This window comes from Curtobacterium sp. BNK-1, from assembly GCF_048685235.1.
In the GTDB taxonomy this organism is placed as follows: Bacteria; Pseudomonadota; Gammaproteobacteria; order Enterobacterales; family Enterobacteriaceae; genus Pantoea; species Pantoea agglomerans.
Genome location: NZ_JBLQTJ010000001.1, coordinates 934,325 through 954,142 on the forward strand (window position 1 = coordinate 934,325; position 19,818 = coordinate 954,142).

General features: G+C 55.7%; 21 protein-coding genes. 15 read left to right on the plus strand and 6 right to left on the minus strand.

The features are described 5' to 3' along the window. The first annotated feature begins 3 nt into the window (after positions 1–3). Both glnS and ACMGGP_RS04480 read left to right on the plus strand, forming a co-directional pair. Positions 4–1,671 carry a glutamine--tRNA ligase gene (gene glnS / locus ACMGGP_RS04475; RefSeq protein ID WP_010671287.1) on the plus strand — a complete coding sequence of 556 codons (1,668 nt, stop codon included), beginning with the start codon at positions 4–6 and terminating at the stop codon, positions 1,669–1,671. Between the two features lie 235 nt (positions 1,672–1,906). After that, positions 1,907–2,302, plus strand: a complete 396-nt coding sequence (locus ACMGGP_RS04480; RefSeq protein ID WP_010260686.1) for a hypothetical protein — start codon at positions 1,907–1,909, stop codon at positions 2,300–2,302. A 71-nt stretch (positions 2,303–2,373) separates the two neighbouring features. Here ACMGGP_RS04480 and fur read toward each other — a convergent pair whose 3' ends face one another. The 4 genes from fur to ybfF all read right to left on the minus strand — a co-directional run bounded on the left by fur (position 2,374) and on the right by ybfF (position 5,037). Then, positions 2,374–2,817 (minus strand): ferric iron uptake transcriptional regulator, encoded by a 444-nt coding sequence (gene fur / locus ACMGGP_RS04485; protein ID WP_009091454.1) that lies wholly within the window; start codon positions 2,815–2,817, stop codon positions 2,374–2,376. A 348-nt stretch (positions 2,818–3,165) separates the two neighbouring features. Next, on the minus strand, positions 3,166–3,696 hold the full coding sequence (gene fldA, locus ACMGGP_RS04490; RefSeq protein WP_498798210.1) for a flavodoxin FldA: 531 nt from the start codon (positions 3,694–3,696) through the stop codon (positions 3,166–3,168). Positions 3,697–3,828: 132 nt separating this feature from the next. Next, positions 3,829–4,104 carry a LexA regulated protein gene (gene ybfE, locus ACMGGP_RS04495; protein ID WP_010260688.1) on the minus strand — a complete coding sequence of 92 codons (276 nt, stop codon included), beginning with the start codon at positions 4,102–4,104 and terminating at the stop codon, positions 3,829–3,831. 168 nt (positions 4,105–4,272) lie between these two features. After that, positions 4,273–5,037 (minus strand): esterase, encoded by a 765-nt coding sequence (gene ybfF / locus ACMGGP_RS04500; RefSeq protein ID WP_033766681.1) that lies wholly within the window; start codon positions 5,035–5,037, stop codon positions 4,273–4,275. Positions 5,038–5,287: 250 nt separating this feature from the next. On the opposite strand from ybfF, the gene seqA reads away from it, so the two are divergent. Continuing rightward, the gene (gene seqA / locus ACMGGP_RS04505; RefSeq protein ID WP_010260690.1) at positions 5,288–5,836 is read left to right on the plus strand and encodes a replication initiation negative regulator SeqA; all 549 of its coding nucleotides are present in this window, start codon (positions 5,288–5,290) and stop codon (positions 5,834–5,836) included. Between the two features lie 26 nt (positions 5,837–5,862). Then, positions 5,863–7,503, plus strand: coding sequence for a phosphoglucomutase (alpha-D-glucose-1,6-bisphosphate-dependent) (gene pgm / locus ACMGGP_RS04510; RefSeq protein WP_010260692.1), 1,641 nt, complete (start codon positions 5,863–5,865; stop codon positions 7,501–7,503). A 276-nt stretch (positions 7,504–7,779) separates the two neighbouring features. On the opposite strand, the gene kdpE is transcribed toward pgm, so the two are convergent. Beyond that, positions 7,780–8,454, minus strand: a complete 675-nt coding sequence (gene kdpE, locus ACMGGP_RS04515; RefSeq protein ID WP_010260694.1) for a two-component system response regulator KdpE — start codon at positions 8,452–8,454, stop codon at positions 7,780–7,782. A gap of 257 nt (positions 8,455–8,711) precedes the next feature. Here kdpE and ACMGGP_RS04520 point away from each other — a divergent pair, with 257 nt between their 5' ends. The 11 genes from ACMGGP_RS04520 (at position 8,712) to nei (ending at position 17,940) form a co-directional block, all read left to right on the plus strand. Further along, positions 8,712–8,912 (plus strand): DUF2517 family protein, encoded by a 201-nt coding sequence (locus ACMGGP_RS04520; protein ID WP_010671290.1) that lies wholly within the window; start codon positions 8,712–8,714, stop codon positions 8,910–8,912. A 154-nt stretch (positions 8,913–9,066) separates the two neighbouring features. Beyond that, positions 9,067–10,023, plus strand: coding sequence for a YbgA family protein (locus tag ACMGGP_RS04525; protein ID WP_010671291.1), 957 nt, complete (start codon positions 9,067–9,069; stop codon positions 10,021–10,023). Between the two features lie 12 nt (positions 10,024–10,035). Next, positions 10,036–11,460 carry a deoxyribodipyrimidine photo-lyase gene (gene phrB / locus ACMGGP_RS04530; RefSeq protein WP_033771141.1) on the plus strand — a complete coding sequence of 475 codons (1,425 nt, stop codon included), beginning with the start codon at positions 10,036–10,038 and terminating at the stop codon, positions 11,458–11,460. A gap of 18 nt (positions 11,461–11,478) precedes the next feature. Then, positions 11,479–12,222, plus strand: a complete 744-nt coding sequence (locus tag ACMGGP_RS04535; protein ID WP_010260703.1) for a type 2 GTP cyclohydrolase I — start codon at positions 11,479–11,481, stop codon at positions 12,220–12,222. A 183-nt stretch (positions 12,223–12,405) separates the two neighbouring features. Continuing rightward, positions 12,406–13,038 carry a 5-oxoprolinase subunit PxpB gene (pxpB, locus tag ACMGGP_RS04540; protein ID WP_498798211.1) on the plus strand — a complete coding sequence of 211 codons (633 nt, stop codon included), beginning with the start codon at positions 12,406–12,408 and terminating at the stop codon, positions 13,036–13,038. After that, a complete protein-coding gene (pxpC, locus tag ACMGGP_RS04545; RefSeq protein WP_010260710.1) occupies positions 13,032–13,961 on the plus strand; it encodes a 5-oxoprolinase subunit PxpC in 930 nt (309 codons plus the stop codon). The genes pxpB and pxpC overlap by 7 nt, the downstream gene beginning before the upstream one ends. Continuing rightward, positions 13,951–14,688, plus strand: coding sequence for a 5-oxoprolinase subunit PxpA (pxpA, locus tag ACMGGP_RS04550; RefSeq protein WP_498798212.1), 738 nt, complete (start codon positions 13,951–13,953; stop codon positions 14,686–14,688). Before pxpC ends, pxpA begins: the two co-directional genes overlap by 11 nt. 53 nt (positions 14,689–14,741) lie before the next feature. Then, positions 14,742–15,470 (plus strand): DUF969 domain-containing protein, encoded by a 729-nt coding sequence (locus tag ACMGGP_RS04555; RefSeq protein WP_010671295.1) that lies wholly within the window; start codon positions 14,742–14,744, stop codon positions 15,468–15,470. After that, positions 15,470–16,486 carry a DUF979 domain-containing protein gene (locus ACMGGP_RS04560; protein WP_031592206.1) on the plus strand — a complete coding sequence of 339 codons (1,017 nt, stop codon included), beginning with the start codon at positions 15,470–15,472 and terminating at the stop codon, positions 16,484–16,486. The genes ACMGGP_RS04555 and ACMGGP_RS04560 overlap by 1 nt, the downstream gene beginning before the upstream one ends. A 6-nt stretch (positions 16,487–16,492) precedes the next feature. Continuing rightward, positions 16,493–17,140: a pyroglutamyl-peptidase I gene (pcp, locus tag ACMGGP_RS04565; protein WP_010671296.1), complete on the plus strand. Its 648-nt coding sequence runs from the start codon at positions 16,493–16,495 to the stop codon at positions 17,138–17,140. Between the two features lie 11 nt (positions 17,141–17,151). Further along, positions 17,152–17,940 (plus strand): endonuclease VIII, encoded by a 789-nt coding sequence (gene nei, locus ACMGGP_RS04570; RefSeq protein WP_010671297.1) that lies wholly within the window; start codon positions 17,152–17,154, stop codon positions 17,938–17,940. 286 nt (positions 17,941–18,226) lie between these two features. Here the strand turns inward: nei and ACMGGP_RS04575 are convergent, their stop codons facing one another. Next, positions 18,227–19,510 carry a citrate synthase gene (locus tag ACMGGP_RS04575; protein WP_010260725.1) on the minus strand — a complete coding sequence of 428 codons (1,284 nt, stop codon included), beginning with the start codon at positions 19,508–19,510 and terminating at the stop codon, positions 18,227–18,229. Between the last annotated feature and the right edge of the window lie 308 nt (positions 19,511–19,818).

Consider the following 19,818-nt stretch of genomic DNA (forward strand, 5'->3'; position numbering starts at 1 on the left):
GAGATGAGTGAGGCTGAAGCCCGCCCAACTAACTTTATTCGTCAGATCATTGACGAAGATTTGGCGAGCGGTAAGCACAGCAGCGTGCATACCCGTTTTCCGCCGGAGCCCAATGGCTATCTGCATATTGGTCATGCGAAATCGATCTGTCTGAATTTTGGCATCGCCCAGGATTATCAGGGGCAATGCAACCTGCGTTTCGACGATACCAATCCGGTTAAAGAGGATATGGAATTCGTTGAATCCATCAAGCGTGACGTTCAGTGGCTGGGTTTTGAGTGGAGCGGTGAGGTCTGTTACTCATCAAACTATTTCGATCAGCTCTACAACTATGCCATCGAGCTGATTTCCAAAGGACTGGCCTACGTTGATGAACTGAGTCCGGATGAGATTCGTGAATATCGCGGCACCCTGAAAGAGCCGGGTAAAAACAGCCCTTATCGCGATCGCAGCGTGGAAGAGAATCTGGCGCTGTTTGAGAAGATGCGAAACGGTGAGTTTGCCGAAGGCACCGCCTGTCTGCGCGCCAAAATCGACATGGCCTCTAATTTCATCGTGATGCGCGATCCGGTGCTTTACCGCATCAAGTTCGCGGAACACCACCAGACCGGCAATAAGTGGTGCATCTACCCGATGTATGACTTTACCCACTGCATCTCCGATGCGCTGGAAGGCATTACGCATTCGCTCTGTACGCTGGAGTTTCAGGACAACCGCCGTCTCTATGACTGGGTGCTGGACAACATCACTATTCCGGTTCATCCGCGTCAGTATGAATTCTCGCGCCTGAATCTGGAGTATGCGGTGATGTCGAAACGTAAACTCACTCAGCTGGTGACCGAGAAGCACGTAGAAGGGTGGGACGATCCGCGCATGCTGACCGTTTCAGGTCTGCGTCGTCGTGGTTACACCGCCGCGTCTATCCGTGAGTTCTGTCGTCGTATTGGCGTGACCAAGCAGGATAACATCGTGGAGATGGCTTCGCTGGAGTCCTGTATCCGCGATGATCTCAACGAGAATGCGCCCCGCGCCATGGCGGTTTTAGATCCGCTTAAAGTGGTGATTGAAAACCTGCCAGCAGGCCATAGCGAAATCGTCACCATGCCAAATCATCCGGGTAAACCGGAGATGGGCACGCGTGAAGTGCCGTTCAGCCGCGAGATCTGGATCGATCGCGCGGATTTCCGTGAAGAGGCGAACAAACAATATAAGCGTCTGGTGCTGGGCAAAGAAGTCCGCCTGCGTAACGCCTATGTGATTCGTGCTGAGCGGGTCGCCAAAGATGAAGCGGGCAACATTACCTGCATCTACTGCACCAGCGATGTTGATACGCTGAGCAAAGATCCAGCCGATGGCCGCAAAGTCAAAGGCGTGATTCACTGGGTTTCTGCGGATCACGCGCAGCCAGCTGAGTTCCGTCTGTATGATCGTCTGTTCAGTGTGCCAAACCCGGCTGCTGCAGAGGATTTCCTGGCGGTCATTAATCCTGAGTCACTGACCATCAAAAACGGCTTTGTTGAACCCAGCCTGCGCGATGTGGAACCGACAACACCGTTTCAGTTTGAACGTGAAGGTTATTTCTGCGCCGACAGCGTTTACTCGAAACCGACGCAACTGGTGTTTAACCGCACCGTCGGTCTTCGTGATACCTGGACCAAAACGGGCGAATAAATTTTTTGGGGCTGACCTCATAAAATGACAAAAGGGCGATTTATCGCCCTTTTTTATTGCCCCGATTTTTACCATCGCCGACGTTTATTCTGCACTAACCACAACCGGTTCAATACCGACTTGTGGGAGTAATCTGAGTTTAAAAAAATTAATCAATTTCAGGATGTGAATTGTCAGCTTTCAGGTAGGCTATCCGCTCTCAGAGGTTGCAAAGCGGGTTACAGAAGGAAAAAAAATGACAGTTCTCGCCCAGGAAGCCAAACACAGTGTCGTCGTTTTACATCAGCTCATTGAACGTATTTTTAATCAGCCAGCCGGATCTGACGACAGTTTCCAGCTGCTGATGTCCTATTTTCATCCTGAGTTTCGCATGGTGACCCCAAAGGGCAAAGAGTACAATCTGAACGAGGTCGAGGATCTTTTCCAGCAGTTACAAGGGCAGCGGGAAGGGATGCGCATTGCCACCTGTGAACATGTCATTCTCTCTCATCATGAAAAAGAGATCGTCGTACAGTATCGCGAAATGCAGATGATGAACGGCAATAACCAGAGCCGCATTTCGCTGGCCATTCTGGATTGCAGCAGCTCTATTCCACGCTGGCGCTATCTGCAGGAGACGCTGGTCGCGTGAGGTGAGGGCAGAAAACAGACGAAAAAAAACCGGTGAATTCACCGGTTTTTTTATTTCAGGCCGCGCCAGCGTTACTGGTCGTGCAGCGTTTCGTCTTCACGGCAATCGCCCAGCGTACAGTGTCCATAGAGATAGAGGCTGTGGTTGGTCAGCTTGATGCCATGGCGGGTCGCGATTTCACGCTGACGCGTTTCAATCGATTCGTCGCTGAACTCGATAACCTTGCCGCAATCCAGGCAGATCAGGTGATCGTGGTGATGCTGCTGCGTCAGTTCGAAGACAGACTTGCCGCCTTCAAAGTTGTGACGAGTCACAATACCGGCATCATCAAACTGGTTCAGAACACGGTAAACGGTCGCCAGGCCAATCTCTTCGCCAATGTCGATCAGGCGTTTATACAAATCTTCCGCACTGACGTGATGGCACTCAGGTTCCTGAAGCACTTCCAGAATTTTCAGTCTGGGCAGCGTTACTTTCAGGCCAGCCTTCTTTAATGCGGTGTTGTTGTCAGTCATGCGGATTTTGTCCTGTTACTAATATTCACTTTTGTGGCTTATCGCCTTGAATGTCGATCTGTGCTCATTCTCATTTGCGTCTCATTATAGAACTGAAGCGATGAAATGAAAACCAGAGGGCGTGTCTGAATCATCATGGGCTATTGGGGATTCGTCACCGGGCCGGGGAAGATTCTGACAGAGGTCTGTTAGCACATCACTTAGTCTTGCCGCCTGAGAAAATAAGCGGAAGATCGATGCGGGTATTCTACAGATTAAACGGAGAAAGTTAAAAAAATGTGGCTATTATTTCTATAGGCATTTTCATTGCCTCAATGTGAGCTGGCGCTCACATTGAGTCGGGCAGGATCAGGCTTCGATGATCTCTTTCAGCTGCAGTTCATCAAAAATCTGCCTAACCCATTGGTCAACACGCTGGCTGGTCAGCTCAGGCTGGCGATCTTCGTCAATGGCCAGGCCCAGGAAGTGGGTGTCATCGGCCAGGCCTTTCGAGGCTTCGAAGTGGTAGCCTTCAGTTGGCCAGTGTCCGACAATCACGGCACCGTGCGGTTCGATAATGTCGCGAATCGTGCCCATGGCATCACAGAAATACTCTGCGTAATCTTCCTGGTCGCCACAGCCAAACAGTGCAACCAGCTTGCCGTTAAAATCGATCTCTTCCAGCGTCGGGAAAAAGTCATCCCAGTCGCACTGCGCTTCGCCGTAGTACCAGGTCGGAATACCCAGCAGCAGGATATCAAACGCTTCCAGATCTTCTTTTGTGCTTTTTGCGATGTCATGGACTTCTGCAACATCTGTACACAGCTGTTTCTGGATCATTTTTGCAATGTTTTCGGTATTGCCGGTATCGCTGCCGAAGAAGATGCCTACGAGTGCCATGAGTAAAATAACCTCTTAAATCCTGATGATGAGATGTGTGCCGCAGCACATTTCAGCGAATAATAGCAGACGAGAGAAAACCGGTGAACGGTTAAAGCCCCGACATTTGCCTCTGCGTGCGATTTGCCCGCATTAATCCAGTTTGAGCTGTGCCAGTAGCATCTGTTCTATCAGTTCGCTACGGCTGAGATTGCGCTGTTCTGCCAGCGTATTGAGTGCATCGACGGCGTCACTGTTCATTTTCAGTTCGACACGACGAAGCCCGCGTCCTTTGTCACGTTTCAGTTGATTGCGCTTGTTAATGCGCAGCTGTTCATCACGCGAAAGCGGACTGGTTTTGGGTCGACCAGGGCGGCGCTCATCAGCAAAGAGATCGAGCGTCGTGCGGTCAGTCTGTTCTTTTGCCATGGCTTAGTAAAACTGAATGGGGGCGGGCGCCAGACACTCACCGCGCAGATTATAAATTATTGGCCATTGCCGCAGCAAAACTGACCCGCGGCAAAATTTTAGCGCGCCATCATACTTCACGCTTACGCCGGACGCCAATCCTAAACCTTTACCGCCATCTATTTGCTTTTAAAGCGCAAAAAAGCGACGGACACTGCGCAAAACGGCATCGGGTTTCTCTGCATGAACCCAGTGTCCTGCGCCACCGATCACATGCGCCTGAGCGGCCGGGAACTGCTGCAGCAACGCATCGCGATAGCTGTTATCCAGGTAGCTGGAGTCGCCGCCGCGAATAAACAGCGCCGGGTGATTCCAGGCGGGAACCGGCTGCCAGCCAGATATCGTGGTGTAGTTATCCCACAGCACCGGGACATTGAAGCGCCACTCCCCCTCCTGGAAGGATTTCAGCAGGAACTGGATCACCCCTTCTTCCTCGATCAGCGTTCGCATGACCTTCGCCGCCTCGCTGCGGGATGAGACGCCCGCATCGGTGACGGCACGAATGCCGGCAAATATCTGGTCATGACGGCGCGTCTGGTAATCCACCGGGGCGATATCGATCATCACCAGGCGCTCAATGCGTTCCGGCACCAGCGCGCTCATGGTCATGGCGATTTTACCGCCCATCGAGTGTCCGATCACCGCGACGCGATCAATGCCATGTGCATCCAGTGTTTCGACCATATCCTGCGCCATTACAGCGTAGTTCATCTCGTCAGATCGTGGTGAAAGTCCGTGGTTGCGGACATCTACCTGCAGCAACGGACCGGCATCTTTCAGCCCGCGCGCCAGCACGCCAAGGTTATCGAGACTGCCAAACAGACCGTGAATAAGCAGGATGGGCAGAGAATCAGCAGGGGATTGTTCAGTTTGCAGACGGGCGTTCAAAATCATAGCAAAGTTCTTAAGTTTGAGACCTGAGCTTAGGTTATCATGGTTTCACCTTTTCAGGCGCGCCGGTTCCGGCGGCATTAGGACATATTCTGACTTTTGCCCGTAAACCGTTTGATTGCTAACAACCCGCCTGACTTTAACTTTATAATCCTGATGTTAGAACCCACACACCCTTTGAATTGCCTGACTATACTCAGAGCTTTTCAGGAAACAGGTGGTTCTGTCATGAGAAAGAACCGTACGGAATAAGATGAAAACGATCGAAGTTGACGAAGAGCTCTACCGTTATATTGCCAGCCACACGCAACACATTGGTGAAAGCGCATCCGACATTCTGCGTCGTATGCTGAAGTTCACGGCCGGTCAGACTGCACCCGCTTCGCCTGCACAGCCAGCCTCAAAAGATGCAGCGAAAGAGTCCCAGCCTGCGTCTGTGGGCTCGCGCCCGCAGGATCGTGTCCGCGCGGTGCGCGAGCTGCTGCTTTCCGATGAATATGCGGAGCAGAAGCGGGCGGTGAATCGCTTTATGCTTATCTTGTCAACGCTCTATCGTCTTGATACCGCAGCCTTTGCTGAAGCTACTGCATCTCTGCAGGGCCGCACCCGCGTCTATTTTGCAGGTGATGAGCATACGCTGTTGCAGAATGGCACCCATACTAAGCCGAAGCATGTGCCCGGCACGCCGTACTGGGTGATCACCAACACCAATACTGGTCGTAAATGCAGCATGATCGAACACATCATGCTCTCGATGCAGTTCCCTGCGGAACTGACCGAGAAAGTTTGCGGCACCATTTAAAACTTAAGCGTCAGGGAGCAGCGCCAATGGCCAATCACCCACGTGCCGGGCAACCCGCCCAGCAGAGCGATTTGATTAACGTTGCACAATTAACGTCACAATATTATGTCCTGCAGCCCGATGTGGCGAACCCGGAACATGCGGTGAAATTTGGCACTTCCGGCCATCGCGGCAGTGCAGGGCGTCAAAGCTTCAACGAGATGCACATTCTGGCGATCGCTCAGGCGATTGCCGAAGAGCGTAAAAAGAATGGTATCACCGGGCCTTGCTACGTCGGTAAAGACACCCATGCGCTGTCTGAACCCGCCATCCTGTCTGTTCTGGAAGTGCTGGCGGCAAACGGCGTTGATGTGATCGTGCAGCAGGATAATGGCTATACGCCGACCCCTGCGATCTCGAATGCGATTCTTGAGCACAACAAAGCGGGTGGCGCGCTGGCTGACGGCATCGTGATTACGCCGTCGCATAACCCACCGGAAGATGGCGGCATCAAGTACAACCCACCTAACGGCGGACCTGCTGATACCAACGTCACCAAAGTGGTTGAAGATCGTGCCAATCAGCTGATCAAAGATGGCCTGAAAGAGGTGAAACGTCTGCCGCTGGAGCAGGCGATGGCCAGCGGTCATGTGGTCGAGAAAGATCTGATCCAGCCTTATGTTGAAGGTCTGGCAGAGATTATCGACTTCCCGGCGATTCAGAAAGCGGGCCTGAAGCTGGGTGTGGATCCACTGGGTGGTTCCGGTATTGCTTACTGGCAGCGTATTGCTGAGCACTACAAGCTGGATCTGACGCTGGTGAATGACGCGGTCGATCAGACCTTCCGCTTTATGCATCTGGATAAAGATGGCGTGGTCCGCATGGACTGCTCGTCTGAAAGCGCAATGGCAGGCCTGCTGGCTTACCGTGACAAGTTCGATCTGGCGTTCGGCAACGATCCCGATTATGACCGTCACGGCATTGTGACCCCGGCGGGTCTGATGAATCCAAACCACTATCTGGCGGTGGCGATCAACTATCTGTTCCAGCACCGCCCACAGTGGGGTCAGGATGTTGCCGTGGGTAAAACCCTGGTCTCCAGCGCCATGATTGACCGTGTGGTCAACGACATTGGTCGCAAGCTGGTGGAAGTGCCGGTGGGTTTCAAATGGTTTGTTGATGGTCTGTATGACGGCAGCCTCGGTTTCGGTGGCGAAGAGAGCGCAGGCGCTTCATTCCTGCGTTTCGACGGTACGCCGTGGTCTACGGACAAAGATGGCATCATCATGTGTCTGCTGGCCGCTGAAATTACTGCAGTGACCGGTAAAAACCCGCAGCAGCACTATGACGAACTGGCAGCGCGCTTTGGCGCACCAAGCTACAACCGTCTGCAGGCATCAGCCACCTCAGCGCAGAAAGCCGCGCTGTCGAAGCTGTCACCGGAGATGGTCAGCGCTGATACGCTGGCAGGTGATCCTATCACCGCTCGTCTGACTGCCGCGCCAGGTAATGGTGCATCTATCGGCGGTCTGAAAGTGATGACGGAGAATGGCTGGTTTGCTGCCCGTCCTTCAGGCACCGAAGACGCTTACAAAATCTACTGTGAAAGCTTCCTGGGCGCTGAACACCGCGCGCAGATTGAGAAAGAAGCCGTTGAGATTGTCAGCGAAGTGCTGAAAAACGCCTGATTAGTCGGGCAGATGAAAGGTACGCTCGGTACCATTAAGGTTGCTGGTAAAGTCCAACCCGGCTAGCTGTTGGATCGTGCCAGCACAGGAAACAGGATCAGATCGGAAAGACGCAAAAGATGTCATCCATGACAGCTCGGCCCGCGCCATCCATGGCGCGGGACGCTTTCCTCCTCTGACCCTGTTCCCTGCGCCTCGGGGTTTATCCGTTGCGGTCAGTATTTGCTCAGATTTGAGTTTGTTTGCAGTCATGAAAGGCGCCTCTGGCGCCTTTTTTTATGGCATAAAGCGATAGCCGATCCCGGTTTCCGTCAGCAGATGAGCCGGTTGTGTCGGATTGGCTTCCAGCTTCTGGCGCAGATGTCCCATATAGATGCGCAGATAGTGGCTGTGCTCCACCGCATTGGGTCCCCAGACCTGGCTCAGCAACTGCCGCTGCGTCAGCACCTTGCCGGCATTGTTAAGCAGAATACTCAACAGACGAAATTCAATCGGGGTAAGGTGAATCTCGCTGCTGCCGCGCTGTACCCGTCGTGCGGCGAAATCGACGCTGACGTCGGCGAACGTCACCCTGGCATCCGGCTGCTGGCCACTATGACGACGCAGCGCAACCCGGACGCGCGCCAGCAGTTCGCCAATGCCAAAGGGTTTAGTCAGATAGTCATCTGCCCCCGCATCCAGTGCGGCGATCTTATCCTGCTCATCGCTGCGCGCTGACAGCACAATCACCGGTATGGCGCTCCACTGTCGCAGGTCACGAATGAAATCGGTGCCATCTCCATCCGGCAGACCCAGATCCAGGATCACTAAGTCCGGCTTGCGGGTCGCCGCTTCAATCAGTCCGCGTTGCAGTGTATCGGCATCAAACACCTTAAGGGCTTCATTTTCCAGCGCCAGCCGGACAAAGCGCCGGATCTCTTTTTCATCTTCAACGATCAAAACCGTGGTCACGCAATACCTGCCTTGAGTGGGGACCGAAGCGCTACTTTATCAACATTTTATGCTGGCGTCCGCGACCATAATCTGTCGGCCCTTTCAACGCTAACGCAACCAGGCGGTAACCTTTTTGTAACTTAATTACAGGTTAATTCTTAAACAGCAAAAATAGCGGCAAATAAGTGGTCAGATGAGTAGTAAAATTACACAACCTGGCGTAAAGTTGAACACAGATCACATTCACACTATTTCACTTACCGGGAGGAGAAACCATGTATCGGGCTTATCCACGTTATAAAATTATTGCGCGACGTACGCTGGTGGTTCTTCTCGGCGTACTGGCGCTTCCTGTTATGCTGTTTCGACAGGATCGGGCACGTTTCTACAGCTACCTGCACCGCGTCTGGTGTAAGACCAGCGCCAAGCCGGTCTGGCTGGCGCAGGCTGAAGCGGGTGGTGGCGCGTTCTGGTGATTTCCCCTGCCGCAAAACAGGCCTGGTCAACTGACCGGGCTTTTTTTTGCGTTTTTTCTGAGAATAAGCGATCCGGAATCCCGTTTTAACCCTTTATTCCTGACCATTTTACGCTACACTTAAACCTCTACAAGATTTCGGAGGTTGTACAAGTATGAGCAACAAAATCCCCGTTGGAATCAGTGCATGCCTGCTCGGCGACCGCGTCAGATTTGATGGTGGGCATAAGCGTCTTACTTTTGCGACCGACGATCTCACCCCATTTGTCCGTTTTGAGCCCATCTGCCCTGAGATGGCGATTGGTCTGCCAACGCCGCGCCCGGCATTGCGTCTGGTGAAGCAGGGCGATGATGAGCTGCATCTCTGCTTCAGCAAAGATGGCGGAGAAGAGGTTACGACGCAGATGCGTGACTGGTCTGCTGAGCGGGTAAAATCGCTGCATCACCTCTGTGGCTATATCCTCTGCGCCAAATCACCCAGTTGTGGCATGGAGCGGGTGCGGGTCTATGAGCCCGATAACAACAATAACCGCAAAGCAGGCACCGGTATTTTTACTGAATTCCTGCAGCGCGAGATGCCCTGGCTGCCGCTGGAAGAAGATGGTCGTCTGCACGATCCCGCCCTGCGTGAGAACTTTATCGGTCGTGTCTGCGCGCTGCATGAATTTAATCAGATGTGGGAAAGCGGTCTGACCCGGCAGGGACTGATCGCCTTCCACAGCCGTTACAAGCTGATGATGCTGGCGCATTCGCAGGAGAAATACCGCGAGCTGGGACCCTTTGTCGCCTCCATGAGCCAGTGGGAGTCGCTGGACGCCTTTGCCTTTGAATACCGCAATCGCATGATGGAACTGATGTCACGTCCCGCCTCACGTCGCAATCACACCAATGTGCTGATGCATGTGCAGGGCTACTTCCGCACGCATCTGAGTTCACCGCAGCGCCAGGAGCTGGCAACGCTGATTGACCGCTATCGTCAGGGCACACAACCGCTGCTGGTGCCGATTACCATTCTCAAACACTACATGGCGGAGTACCCGCACCCGTGGCTGGCCCAGCAACGCTATTTCGATCCCTATCCCGAAGCCTTGTGCTTACGCTACGGACAGTAATACAGGAGGAGTATGACCACCCATCTGGTCTGGCTGCGTAACGATTTACGCGTCAACGACAATCTGGCGCTGCACGCCGCCTGCCGCGACAGCGATGCAAAAGTGATTGCGCTCTACCTTGCCACGCCAGCACAGTGGCAGCAGCATGACATGTCACCGAAGCAGGCGGCGTTTATCCACGCCAGTCTGTTGCAGGTGCAGCGTGCGCTGGCAGAGCGGGGCATTGAACTGCACTATCAGGCGTGTCACGCCTTCAGCGACAGTATTGATGCGCTGCTGCAGTTCTGCGCTAAGCAGCAGGTCGATCAGCTCTTCTACAATTACCAGTATGAAGTTAATGAACGCCAGCGCGATGCGGAGGCTGAAAAGCGTCTCGACGACGCGGGCGTGATTTGCCAGGGCTTTGATGACAGCCTGTTGCTGCCGCCCGGCAGTGTGCAGAGCGGCGATCGCTCGATGTATAAGGTGTTTACCCCGTTCAGCAAAGCCTTTGTCCGCCGCTTGCAGCAGGGGCTGCCTGAGTGCGTGCCTGCGCCGAAAGCGCGCGAAGGCGCACCGCTGAAAGCTACCCCGATTCCCGCCTTTGACTATCCAACCGAAGCCTTTGATCAGGATCTGTTTCCGCCAGGCGAAGCGGCGGCATTGAAGCGGTTGCGCCATTTCGCCACGCAACCGGTTATCGACTATCCCGCTAAGCGCGACCTTCCGGCGCTGGACGCCACCAGCCGTCTGTCGGTTTATCTGGCGACCGGCGTACTGTCGCCACGTCAGTGCCTGCATCGCGTGCTGCATGAACATCCCGATGCGCTGGACAACAGCCGCGCGTTCACCTGGCTGAACGAGCTGATCTGGCGTGAATTCTACCGTCATCTGCTGGTTGCCTGGCCGGCGCTGTGCCGACACAAGCCGTTTATCGACTGGACGCGAAACGTTGAATGGCAGCGTAACGACGCACATTTCGACGCGTGGAAAGCGGGTAAAACCGGCTATCCGATTGTCGATGCCGCAATGCGTCAGATGAAGGCGCTGGGCTGGATGCACAACCGCTTACGGATGATCACCGCCAGTTTCCTGGTCAAAGATCTGCTGATCGACTGGCGTGAAGGCGAACGCTATTTCATGCAGCAGCTGATTGATGGTGACCTGGCCGCGAACAACGGAGGCTGGCAGTGGGCGGCCTCGACCGGCACGGACGCGGCGCCCTATTTCCGCATCTTTAACCCGACCACGCAGGGCGAGCGCTTCGATGAGAAGGGGGATTTTATCCGTCACTATCTGCCTGAACTGGCCGGGGTCCCTGACAGCGATATTCACCAGCCCCATGTCTGGGCGGAGAAGCATCATAAGAAACTCGATTATCCGGCACCAATCGTGGATCATAAGGTGGCACGTAAAAAGACATTAGACGCCTTTGAGCGCGCCAAGAGCGCAGCCTGAGGCCTCGAAGGAGCCTGAATGAACCATTACGAATTAGAGACGCTGATCAATCAGCAACTCGATAGCCACAGTTTCAGCGATTACGCCCCCAACGGTTTGCAGGTTGAGGGACGCAGCGAGATCAAAACGATTATCACCGGCGTCACTGCCTGTCAGGCCCTGCTGGATGAGGCGGTGGCGCGTCAGGCCGATGCGATTATTGTCCATCATGGCTATTTCTGGAAAAGTGAACCGGCCGCGATTAAAGGCATGAAGCGCCGTCGTCTGCGGACCCTGCTGGCCAACGATATCAATCTCTATGGCTGGCACCTGCCGCTCGACGCGCATCCTGAACTGGGCAACAACGCCCAGCTGGCGAAACTGCTGGATATCGAAGTGCGCGGCGAAGTGATGCCGCTGGTATTCTGGGGTGAGCTGGCTGAGCCCCTGTCAGGCGAACAGCTGGCCCGCCGAATCGGTGAGCGGCTGGGACGTGAACCCCTGCATTGTGGTGACAACGCGCCAGCGCTGATCCGTCGTATTGCATGGTGCAGCGGGGGCGGGCAGGGCTTTATCGACCAGGCCGCGGCGGCGGGCGTCGATGCCTTTATCACCGGTGAAGTCTCTGAACAGACTATTCACAGCGCGCGTGAGCAGGGGCTGCATTTCTTTGCCGCAGGCCATCACGCCACCGAGCGCGGCGGCGTAAAAGCGCTGGGCGACTGGCTGGCGCAACACCACGATCTTGATGTGACCTTCATCGATATCCCTAATCCTGCCTGACACTCTCCCTTGTCCTGCGCGCCTGCGCAGGACCTAAATCTGTTGACACATCCCTGTCACTTTCGCATAACTGTTTGCTTTACGTAGATAAGCAATGGGCTGTACCGGGCATCCGGTCAGGTCGGCCAGGCGCGATCTCAACTGAGCGGGAGGTAGCTGTTGCAACGAGCACGGTGTTATTTATTGGGTGAACGCGCTGTCGTGCTGGAGCTGGAACCGCCGGTCTCACTGGAGAGCCAGCAACGAATCTGGGGACTGAATCAGCGCCTGCACGACTATGCCAGCGTGCTGGAGGTGATCCCCGGCATGAACAACATCACCCTGATCCTGCGAGATCCCCAGCAGAGCGCGCTGGACGCGATAGAGCGGCTTCAGCGCTGGTGGGAAGAGAGTGAAGCGCAGTTGCCGGAGTCGCGTCAGGTGGAGATCCCGGTGATCTATGGCGGCGAGTCTGGCCCCGATCTGACGGTGGTGGCGGAACACGCCGCGCTGACGCCCCGTCAGGTGGTTGAGCTGCACAGCAGCAGCGACTATGTGGTCTTTTTTATCGGCTTTCAACCCGGTTTTCCCTATCTGGGCGGACTGGATCCGCGCCTGCACATCCCGCGGCGTGCTGAGCCCAGGGTTGCAGTGCCCGCCGGCTCGGTGGGCATCGGCGGCAGCCAGACCGGCGTCTATCCGCTGGCTTCGCCCGGCGGCTGGCAGTTGATTGGCCAGACGCGCACCGCGCTGTTTGATCCCCTGCAGCAACCGCCCACGCTGCTCCGTCCCGGTGACAGGGTTCGCTTTGTGCCGCAACAGGAGGGCGTATGTTAAACATTCTGCGAGCCGGCCTGGCCGCCACTATTCAGGATGCGGGCCGTTACGGCTGGCGTCAGTATGGCATCAGCCCTGGCGGTGTGCTGGATCATCCCGCGATGTTCACCGCCAATGTGCTGGTGGGCAATGATCCCGACAGCGCGGTGCTGGAGATGGTGCTCGGCCAGTTCAAAGCGGAGTTTACCCGCGATGGCTGGTTTGCGCTGACCGGCGCAGGCTGCCATGCGGAGCTTGACGGCCAGCCGGTCTGGACGGGCTGGCGCACGCCGGTGAAACGGGGGCAGCTCCTGTCACTGGCGATGCCGCAGCGCGGCATGCGCAGCTATCTGGCAGTGCAGGGCGGTTTTGATATCCCTGCGATGCTCGGCTCCGCCAGCACCGATCTAAAAGCAAAATTTGGCGGCTTTCAGGGGCGAACCTTGCAGGATGGCGATCAGCTCCCGCTGGGCAAACCGACCCGCACGTTTGACCGTAAAGTCGGGGTGCGGCAACTGCTATGGGGCAACCGCATCCGCGCACTACCTGGCCCGGAGTATCACGAGTTCAGCCGCGAAGCGCAGCAGGCGTTCTGGCGTACCGCATGGAAACTCAGCCCGCAAAGTAACCGGATGGGATACCGGCTTGAGGGACGCAAGCTTGAGCGCGAGAGCCCGCGCGAGCTGCTGTCACACGGCGTGATGCCGGGTGTGATTCAGGTGCCGCCGAACGGACAGCCTATCGTGCTGATGGCGGATGCCCAGACCACCGGCGGCTATCCGCGCATCGCCTCGGTTATCGAAGCCGATCTCTATCACCTGGCACAAATCCGGCTGGGTGAGCCGATTCATTTTATTCACTGCACCCTGCCGGAAGCGATGCTGGCACGTCAGCATCAGCAACGCGCCCTGGACCAGATGAAGTGGGGACTCAATGAAAATTGATTTAAACGCCGACCTGGGCGAGGGCTGCGCCAGCGATCAGGCGCTGCTGCAACTGGTGAGTTCCGCCAACATCGCCTGTGGCTTTCACGCAGGTGATGCGCAGACCATGCTGCAGTCGGTGCGCTGGGCACAGGCATCCGACGTCGCGATTGGTGCACATCCCGCTTTTCCCGATCGGGAGAACTTTGGCCGCAGCGCCATGCAGCTGCCGCCGGAAACGGTCTACGCCCAGATGATCTACCAGATTGGTGCGCTGAAAAGTCTGGCGGAAAGCGAAGGTGCGCGGCTGCTTCATGTTAAACCGCACGGCATGCTTTACAACCAGGCAGCGGCCGATCCGGTGCTGGCGGATGCCATTGCCCGTGCCATCAGGGCGGTCGACAGCCAGCTGATTGTGGTGGGACTGGCTAACAGCGAATCGATTCGTGCGGCGGCGCACTACGGCTTACGCACGCGGGAAGAGGTGTTCGCCGACCGTGGCTATCTCAGTAGCGGTGCGCTGGTGCCGCGCAGCGAGCCGGGCGCGCTGATTGAAGATGAACAGCAGGCTATCAGTCAGACGCTGACGATGGTGCAGCAGGGCAAAGTAAAAAGTATCACCGGAGAATGGGTTGCGGTGAATGCACAGACTGTCTGCTTACATGGCGACGGCGCGCACGCCCTGCAATTTGCACAGCGGTTGCGTGATGCGTTTGCCGATCAGCAGATTCGTGTCACCAGCAACTGAATAACCACACTTAGCCCGGCGTATGCCGGGTTTTTCAACTCTGAGGGAAATCCATGGATAGTGCAGTAAATCTCTGGCCATTACTGGGCATCGCCGCCATCGTCGTCGGCTTCCTGTTACGATTCAATCCGGTGCTGGTGGTGATTGTCGCCGGGTTTGTGACCGGTCTGGCCGCGATGATGCCGCTGGCGGACATTCTGGAAAAGCTCGGGGCAGGTTTTCTCAACACCCGCAACCTGCCGCTGATCCTGCTGCTGCCGCTGGCGGTCATTGGCCTGCTGGAGCGTCACGGACTGAAAGAGCGGGCGCAGGCGTGGATTGCACAGATCAAAACGGCAACCGCCGGACGGCTGCTGATCGTCTACCTGTTTGTGCGCGAAATCACCGCCGCGCTGGGGTTAACCAGTCTCGGCGGACATCCGCAGATGGTGCGTCCGTTGCTGGCACCGATGGCGGAAGGAGCAACTGAAAGCCGCTATGGCGAGATCTCACCTGAGTTGCGCCATCGGCTGCGCGCGATGTCAGCGGCGACCGATAATGTCGGCCTCTTCTTTGGTGAGGATATCTTCGTGGCGTTTGGCGCGATTATCTTTATGCACAACTTTATGCAGGAGTCAGCCGGGATTCAGACCGAACCGCTGCACATCGCCTTATGGGGCATTCCAACTGCCGTCGCCGCGTTCCTGATCCACTCGGCACGTCTGGTGCGGCTGGATCGGCAACTGGCGCGAGAGCTGCAGCAGCTGAACCGTCAGGCGCTGAAAGCCAAAGGAGGTGAGTAATGTTCCAGCAACAATATCTGATGTGGCTGGCGGGCATTATCCTGCTGGTGGTGGCGGTGCTTTCCTGGCGTGACAGCGCGAATCCGCGTCGTTTTACCACCGGACTGTTCTGGGCCTTGTATGGCCTGGTTTTTCTGGTCGGTGACTGGACGACGCAACTGATGAGCGCCTGGATGGGGTCAGATGCGGCGGGCACCCGTATGCTGCACATCGGCATCGGTGTCATTGTGGTGGTGATGGCGCTGATTGCCGGGTTTGGCGGTGTCAGGCTGGGTCGCTATCATCAGCGCAGCGATGAAGAGAAACAGGCCAGTGCGCTGCGTCTGCGCAATAAACTGTTTCTGCCTGCACTGTCGATTCCGGTCGTGACCGTGGTCGGTGTGCTGGCGTTTAACCATATTCCCGGTTTGCAGGATGCGGTGTTCGGCCCCGGTAACCACGCCACGCTGGTGACGCTGTTTTCAATGATGGTCGGCTGTGTGATTGGCTGGCTGGTGGCGTTAAAACTGACCCACGAGAAACCGGTGCAGTCGATGCAGGAGACCCGTCGCCTGCTGGATTCGATTGGCTGGGCCTTTATCCTGCCGCAGATCCTTGCCACCCTGGGGCTGCTGTTTACCAGCGCAGGCGTGGGCAGTGCGATTTCGCATCTGACAGAAACCTGGCTGGCGGTAGATAATCGCTTTGTCGCGGTCACCGTATATGCCGTCGGGATGGCGCTGTTAACCATGATCATGGGTAATGCTTTTGCGGCGTTTCCGATAATCACCGCAGGCGTCGGCATCCCGATTCTGGTGTTGCAGCACGGCGGAAACCCGGCAGTGATGGCGGCAATTGGTATGTTCTCCGGCTACTGCGGTACGCTGATGACGCCGATGGCGGCCAACTTCAATATCGTCCCGGCGGCGCTGCTGGAACTGCCCGATCGTAACGCGGTGATCAAGGCTCAGATTCCGACCGGTGTGCTACTGTTAATCGTTAATATTTTCCTGCTCTATTTCCTGATGTTCCTGTGAGGTTGCATGAAAACTGTCCTGATGACCGCCTTTGAACCTTTTGGCGGTGAAACGATTAACCCTTCATGGGAAGCGGTGCGCGCGCTGGAAGGTAAACAGATTAGCGGGGCGACGATAGTGATCCGCCAGTTGCCGGTGGTATTCAGCGACGTACTCAGGGTGCTGAATCAGGCGCTGGAAGAGGTGAAACCGGATGCGATTCTGTCGGTGGGGCAGGCGGGCGGCCGTAGCGACATTACCGTTGAACGTATTGGTATTAATGTCGATGACGCCCGTATCCCGGACAACGCCGGTCATCAGCCGGTGGATGAGCCCGTTGTAGCAGGTGGCCCGGCAGCCTATTTTTCCCGTCTGCCCATCAAAGCGATTGTGGCGGCGGTGCGTGAAGCGGGGATCCCCGCTTCAGTGTCGCAAACGGCGGGCACCTTTACCTGTAACCGCGTAATGTACGGCCTGCTGCACTGGCTTGAGCAGCATGACAGTCCGGTGCGGGGAGGCTTTATCCATATTCCTTATCTGCCTGAACAGGCGGCGCAGCATCCGGGCGCACCGAGCATGGCGCTGGCGTCCATTATTCAGGCGCTGGAAATTGCGGTAAAGGTCACGCTGGAGACCGGCGAGGATATCAGACAGGCTGGCGGCGCTACCCATTAAGAGGATGAACGATGCCTGAAGGACCGGAAATTCGCCGCGTGGCGGATAAACTTGAAGACGCCATTGTGGGTCAGCCGTTAACGGAAGCGTGGTTCGCGTTTCCTCAGCTCAAAACCTATGAACCGGCATTGATTGGTGAGCAGGTTAATGCGATTGAGACGCGGGGTAAAGCGCTGCTGACTCATTTCAGCAATGGCCTGACGCTCTACAGCCATAACCAGCTTTATGGTGTCTGGCGCATTGTAAAACCTGACACCGAACTGAATTCCACCCGTCAGTTGCGGGTGCGACTGGCGACGGCGGGCAAAGCGATTCTGCTCTACAGCGCCTCAGATATTGAGCTGCTTAATGCGGATACGCTGGCGGCACATCCGTTTCTTAATCGTATCGGACCGGATGTGCTGAACAGTGCCCTGACAGTGGAAGAGGTGAAAGAGCGGCTGCTGTCACCCCGTTTCCGGCGGCGGCAGTTCAGTGGTCTGTTGCTGGATCAGGCTTTTCTGGCCGGGCTGGGAAACTACCTGCGTGCCGAAATTCTCTGGCTGGCACAGTTGCTGCCAAATCATCGGGCGCAGGATCTCAGTAATGATCAGCTGACTGCTTTCAGCGAAGCGCTGCTTTCAGTGCCGCGCCATGCCTATCGGATGCGTGGAACCATGAAGAAATATCATGAGGAAGCGGCGTTTCAGTTTGAGGTGTTTCATCGACAGGGCAAAAAATGCCGGCGCTGCGGCACTGTGATTGAGAAGGGCACGCTCTCATCACGGCCTTTTTACTGGTGTCCGGGTTGTCAGAGATAGGGGCGACCGCATTGGCGAACAAAACAGGAAAAGGTTCTTACTGCAAACAGCTGACAAACTCGAATCCGGGTGAGTCCAGCCGCTACGAAGAAGTCTGACGCGCAGGGAATACGGTCAGAGGAGGAAAGCGTCCCGCGCCAGGGACGGCGCGGGCCGAGCGGCCATGGATGGTTTAAGCGACTTTCCGATCTGACCGTGTTCTCTGCGCAGGCGCGGTATCACAGCCAATCGCCCCCGGCTTTAAAGCAACATCAAGCGGAGATCCCTCTCCGCTATCCACTGAGCCTTACTTTTTCAGCTGTGAGCTGAATTCGCGCTCGGTATAACCGGTGTAGAGCTGACGTGGACGGGCAATCTTCATGCCTTCGTCGTGCATCTCTTTCCAGTGTGCAATCCAGCCAACAGTACGGGCCATCGCGAAGATCACCGTAAACATGGAGGATGGAATACCCATCGCTTTCAGAATGATACCGGAGTAGAAGTCCACGTTTGGATAGAGTTTACGCTCGATGAAGTACGGGTCGTTCAGCGCAATGTGTTCCAGCTCCATCGCCACTTCCAGCAGGTCATCCTTCATACCCAGCTCATTCAGGACTTCATGGCAGGTATCGCGCATCACGGTCGCGCGTGGATCGTAGTTTTTGTAAACGCGGTGACCAAAGCCCATCAGACGGAAAGAGTCATTTTTGTCTTTGGCGCGTTTAACAAATTCCGGAATGTGCTCAACGGTGCTGATCTCTTCCAGCATACGCAGGGTCGCTTCGTTGGCACCGCCGTGCGCCGGTCCCCACAGGGAGGCGATCCCGGCGGCGATACAGGCAAACGGATTCGCGCCGCTTGAACCAGCGGTACGAACGGTAGAGGTTGAGGCGTTCTGCTCATGGTCAGCATGCAGGATCAGGATGCGGTCCATGGCGCGTTCCAGCACCGGATTCACTTTGTACTCTTCGCACGGCGTGGCAAACATCATGTGCAGGAAGTTACCCGCATAGGAGAGGTCGTTGCGCGGATAGACAAACGGCTGGCCGATAGAATATTTGTAACACATCGCTGCCATGGTCGGCATTTTAGAAAGCAGACGGAACGCTGCGATTTCGCGGTGGCGCTCAATGTTTACATCCAGCGAATCGTGGTAAAACGCAGCCAGTGCACCAGTAACACCGCACATTACCGCCATCGGATGCGAATCGCGACGGAAGCCGTGGAACAGGCGGGTAATCTGCTCATGAATCATGGTGTGGCGGGTAACCGTGGTACGGAACTCATCAAACTGTTTCTGGTTTGGTGCTTCGCCGTTCAGCAGGATGTAGCAGACTTCCAGATAGTTAGAGTGGGTCGCCAGCTCAGAAATAGGGAAACCACGGTGCAGCAGGATACCTTCATCCCCATCGATAAAGGTGATTGCAGATTCGCAGGACGCGGTAGACGTAAAACCGGGATCGAAGGTGAACAGGCCACTTGAACCCAGAGTGCGGACATCAACGACATCCTGGCCCAGCGTACCTTTCAGCACGTCCAGTTCAATAGATGTTCCATCTTGCAGGGTTAGCGTTACTTTTTTATCTGTCATTTTCGTCTCCATAGCGCCTTATGTGGGTAAGGATCTTTAGACACCTGAAACGCGTTCATGTTGCGGTTGGCAAAACTACACAGTATCACTCTGCGGGGATAAAACGGGTGCAGGGTACAGAGTGAGCGGCGCGTTCCCAGCGGGAACCGGTGAGCCATGGACATGCTGCATATCGCGGTTGTTAAAGATCCGGTCAGGACATAACTTCTTGGTAACCAATAACCTGATGCTTTTTAATGCTCATTATCGCAATGTTACATAACTTGCGCTTAGGGGAAAGTGTATCCCCATAACTTTTGCGCATCATA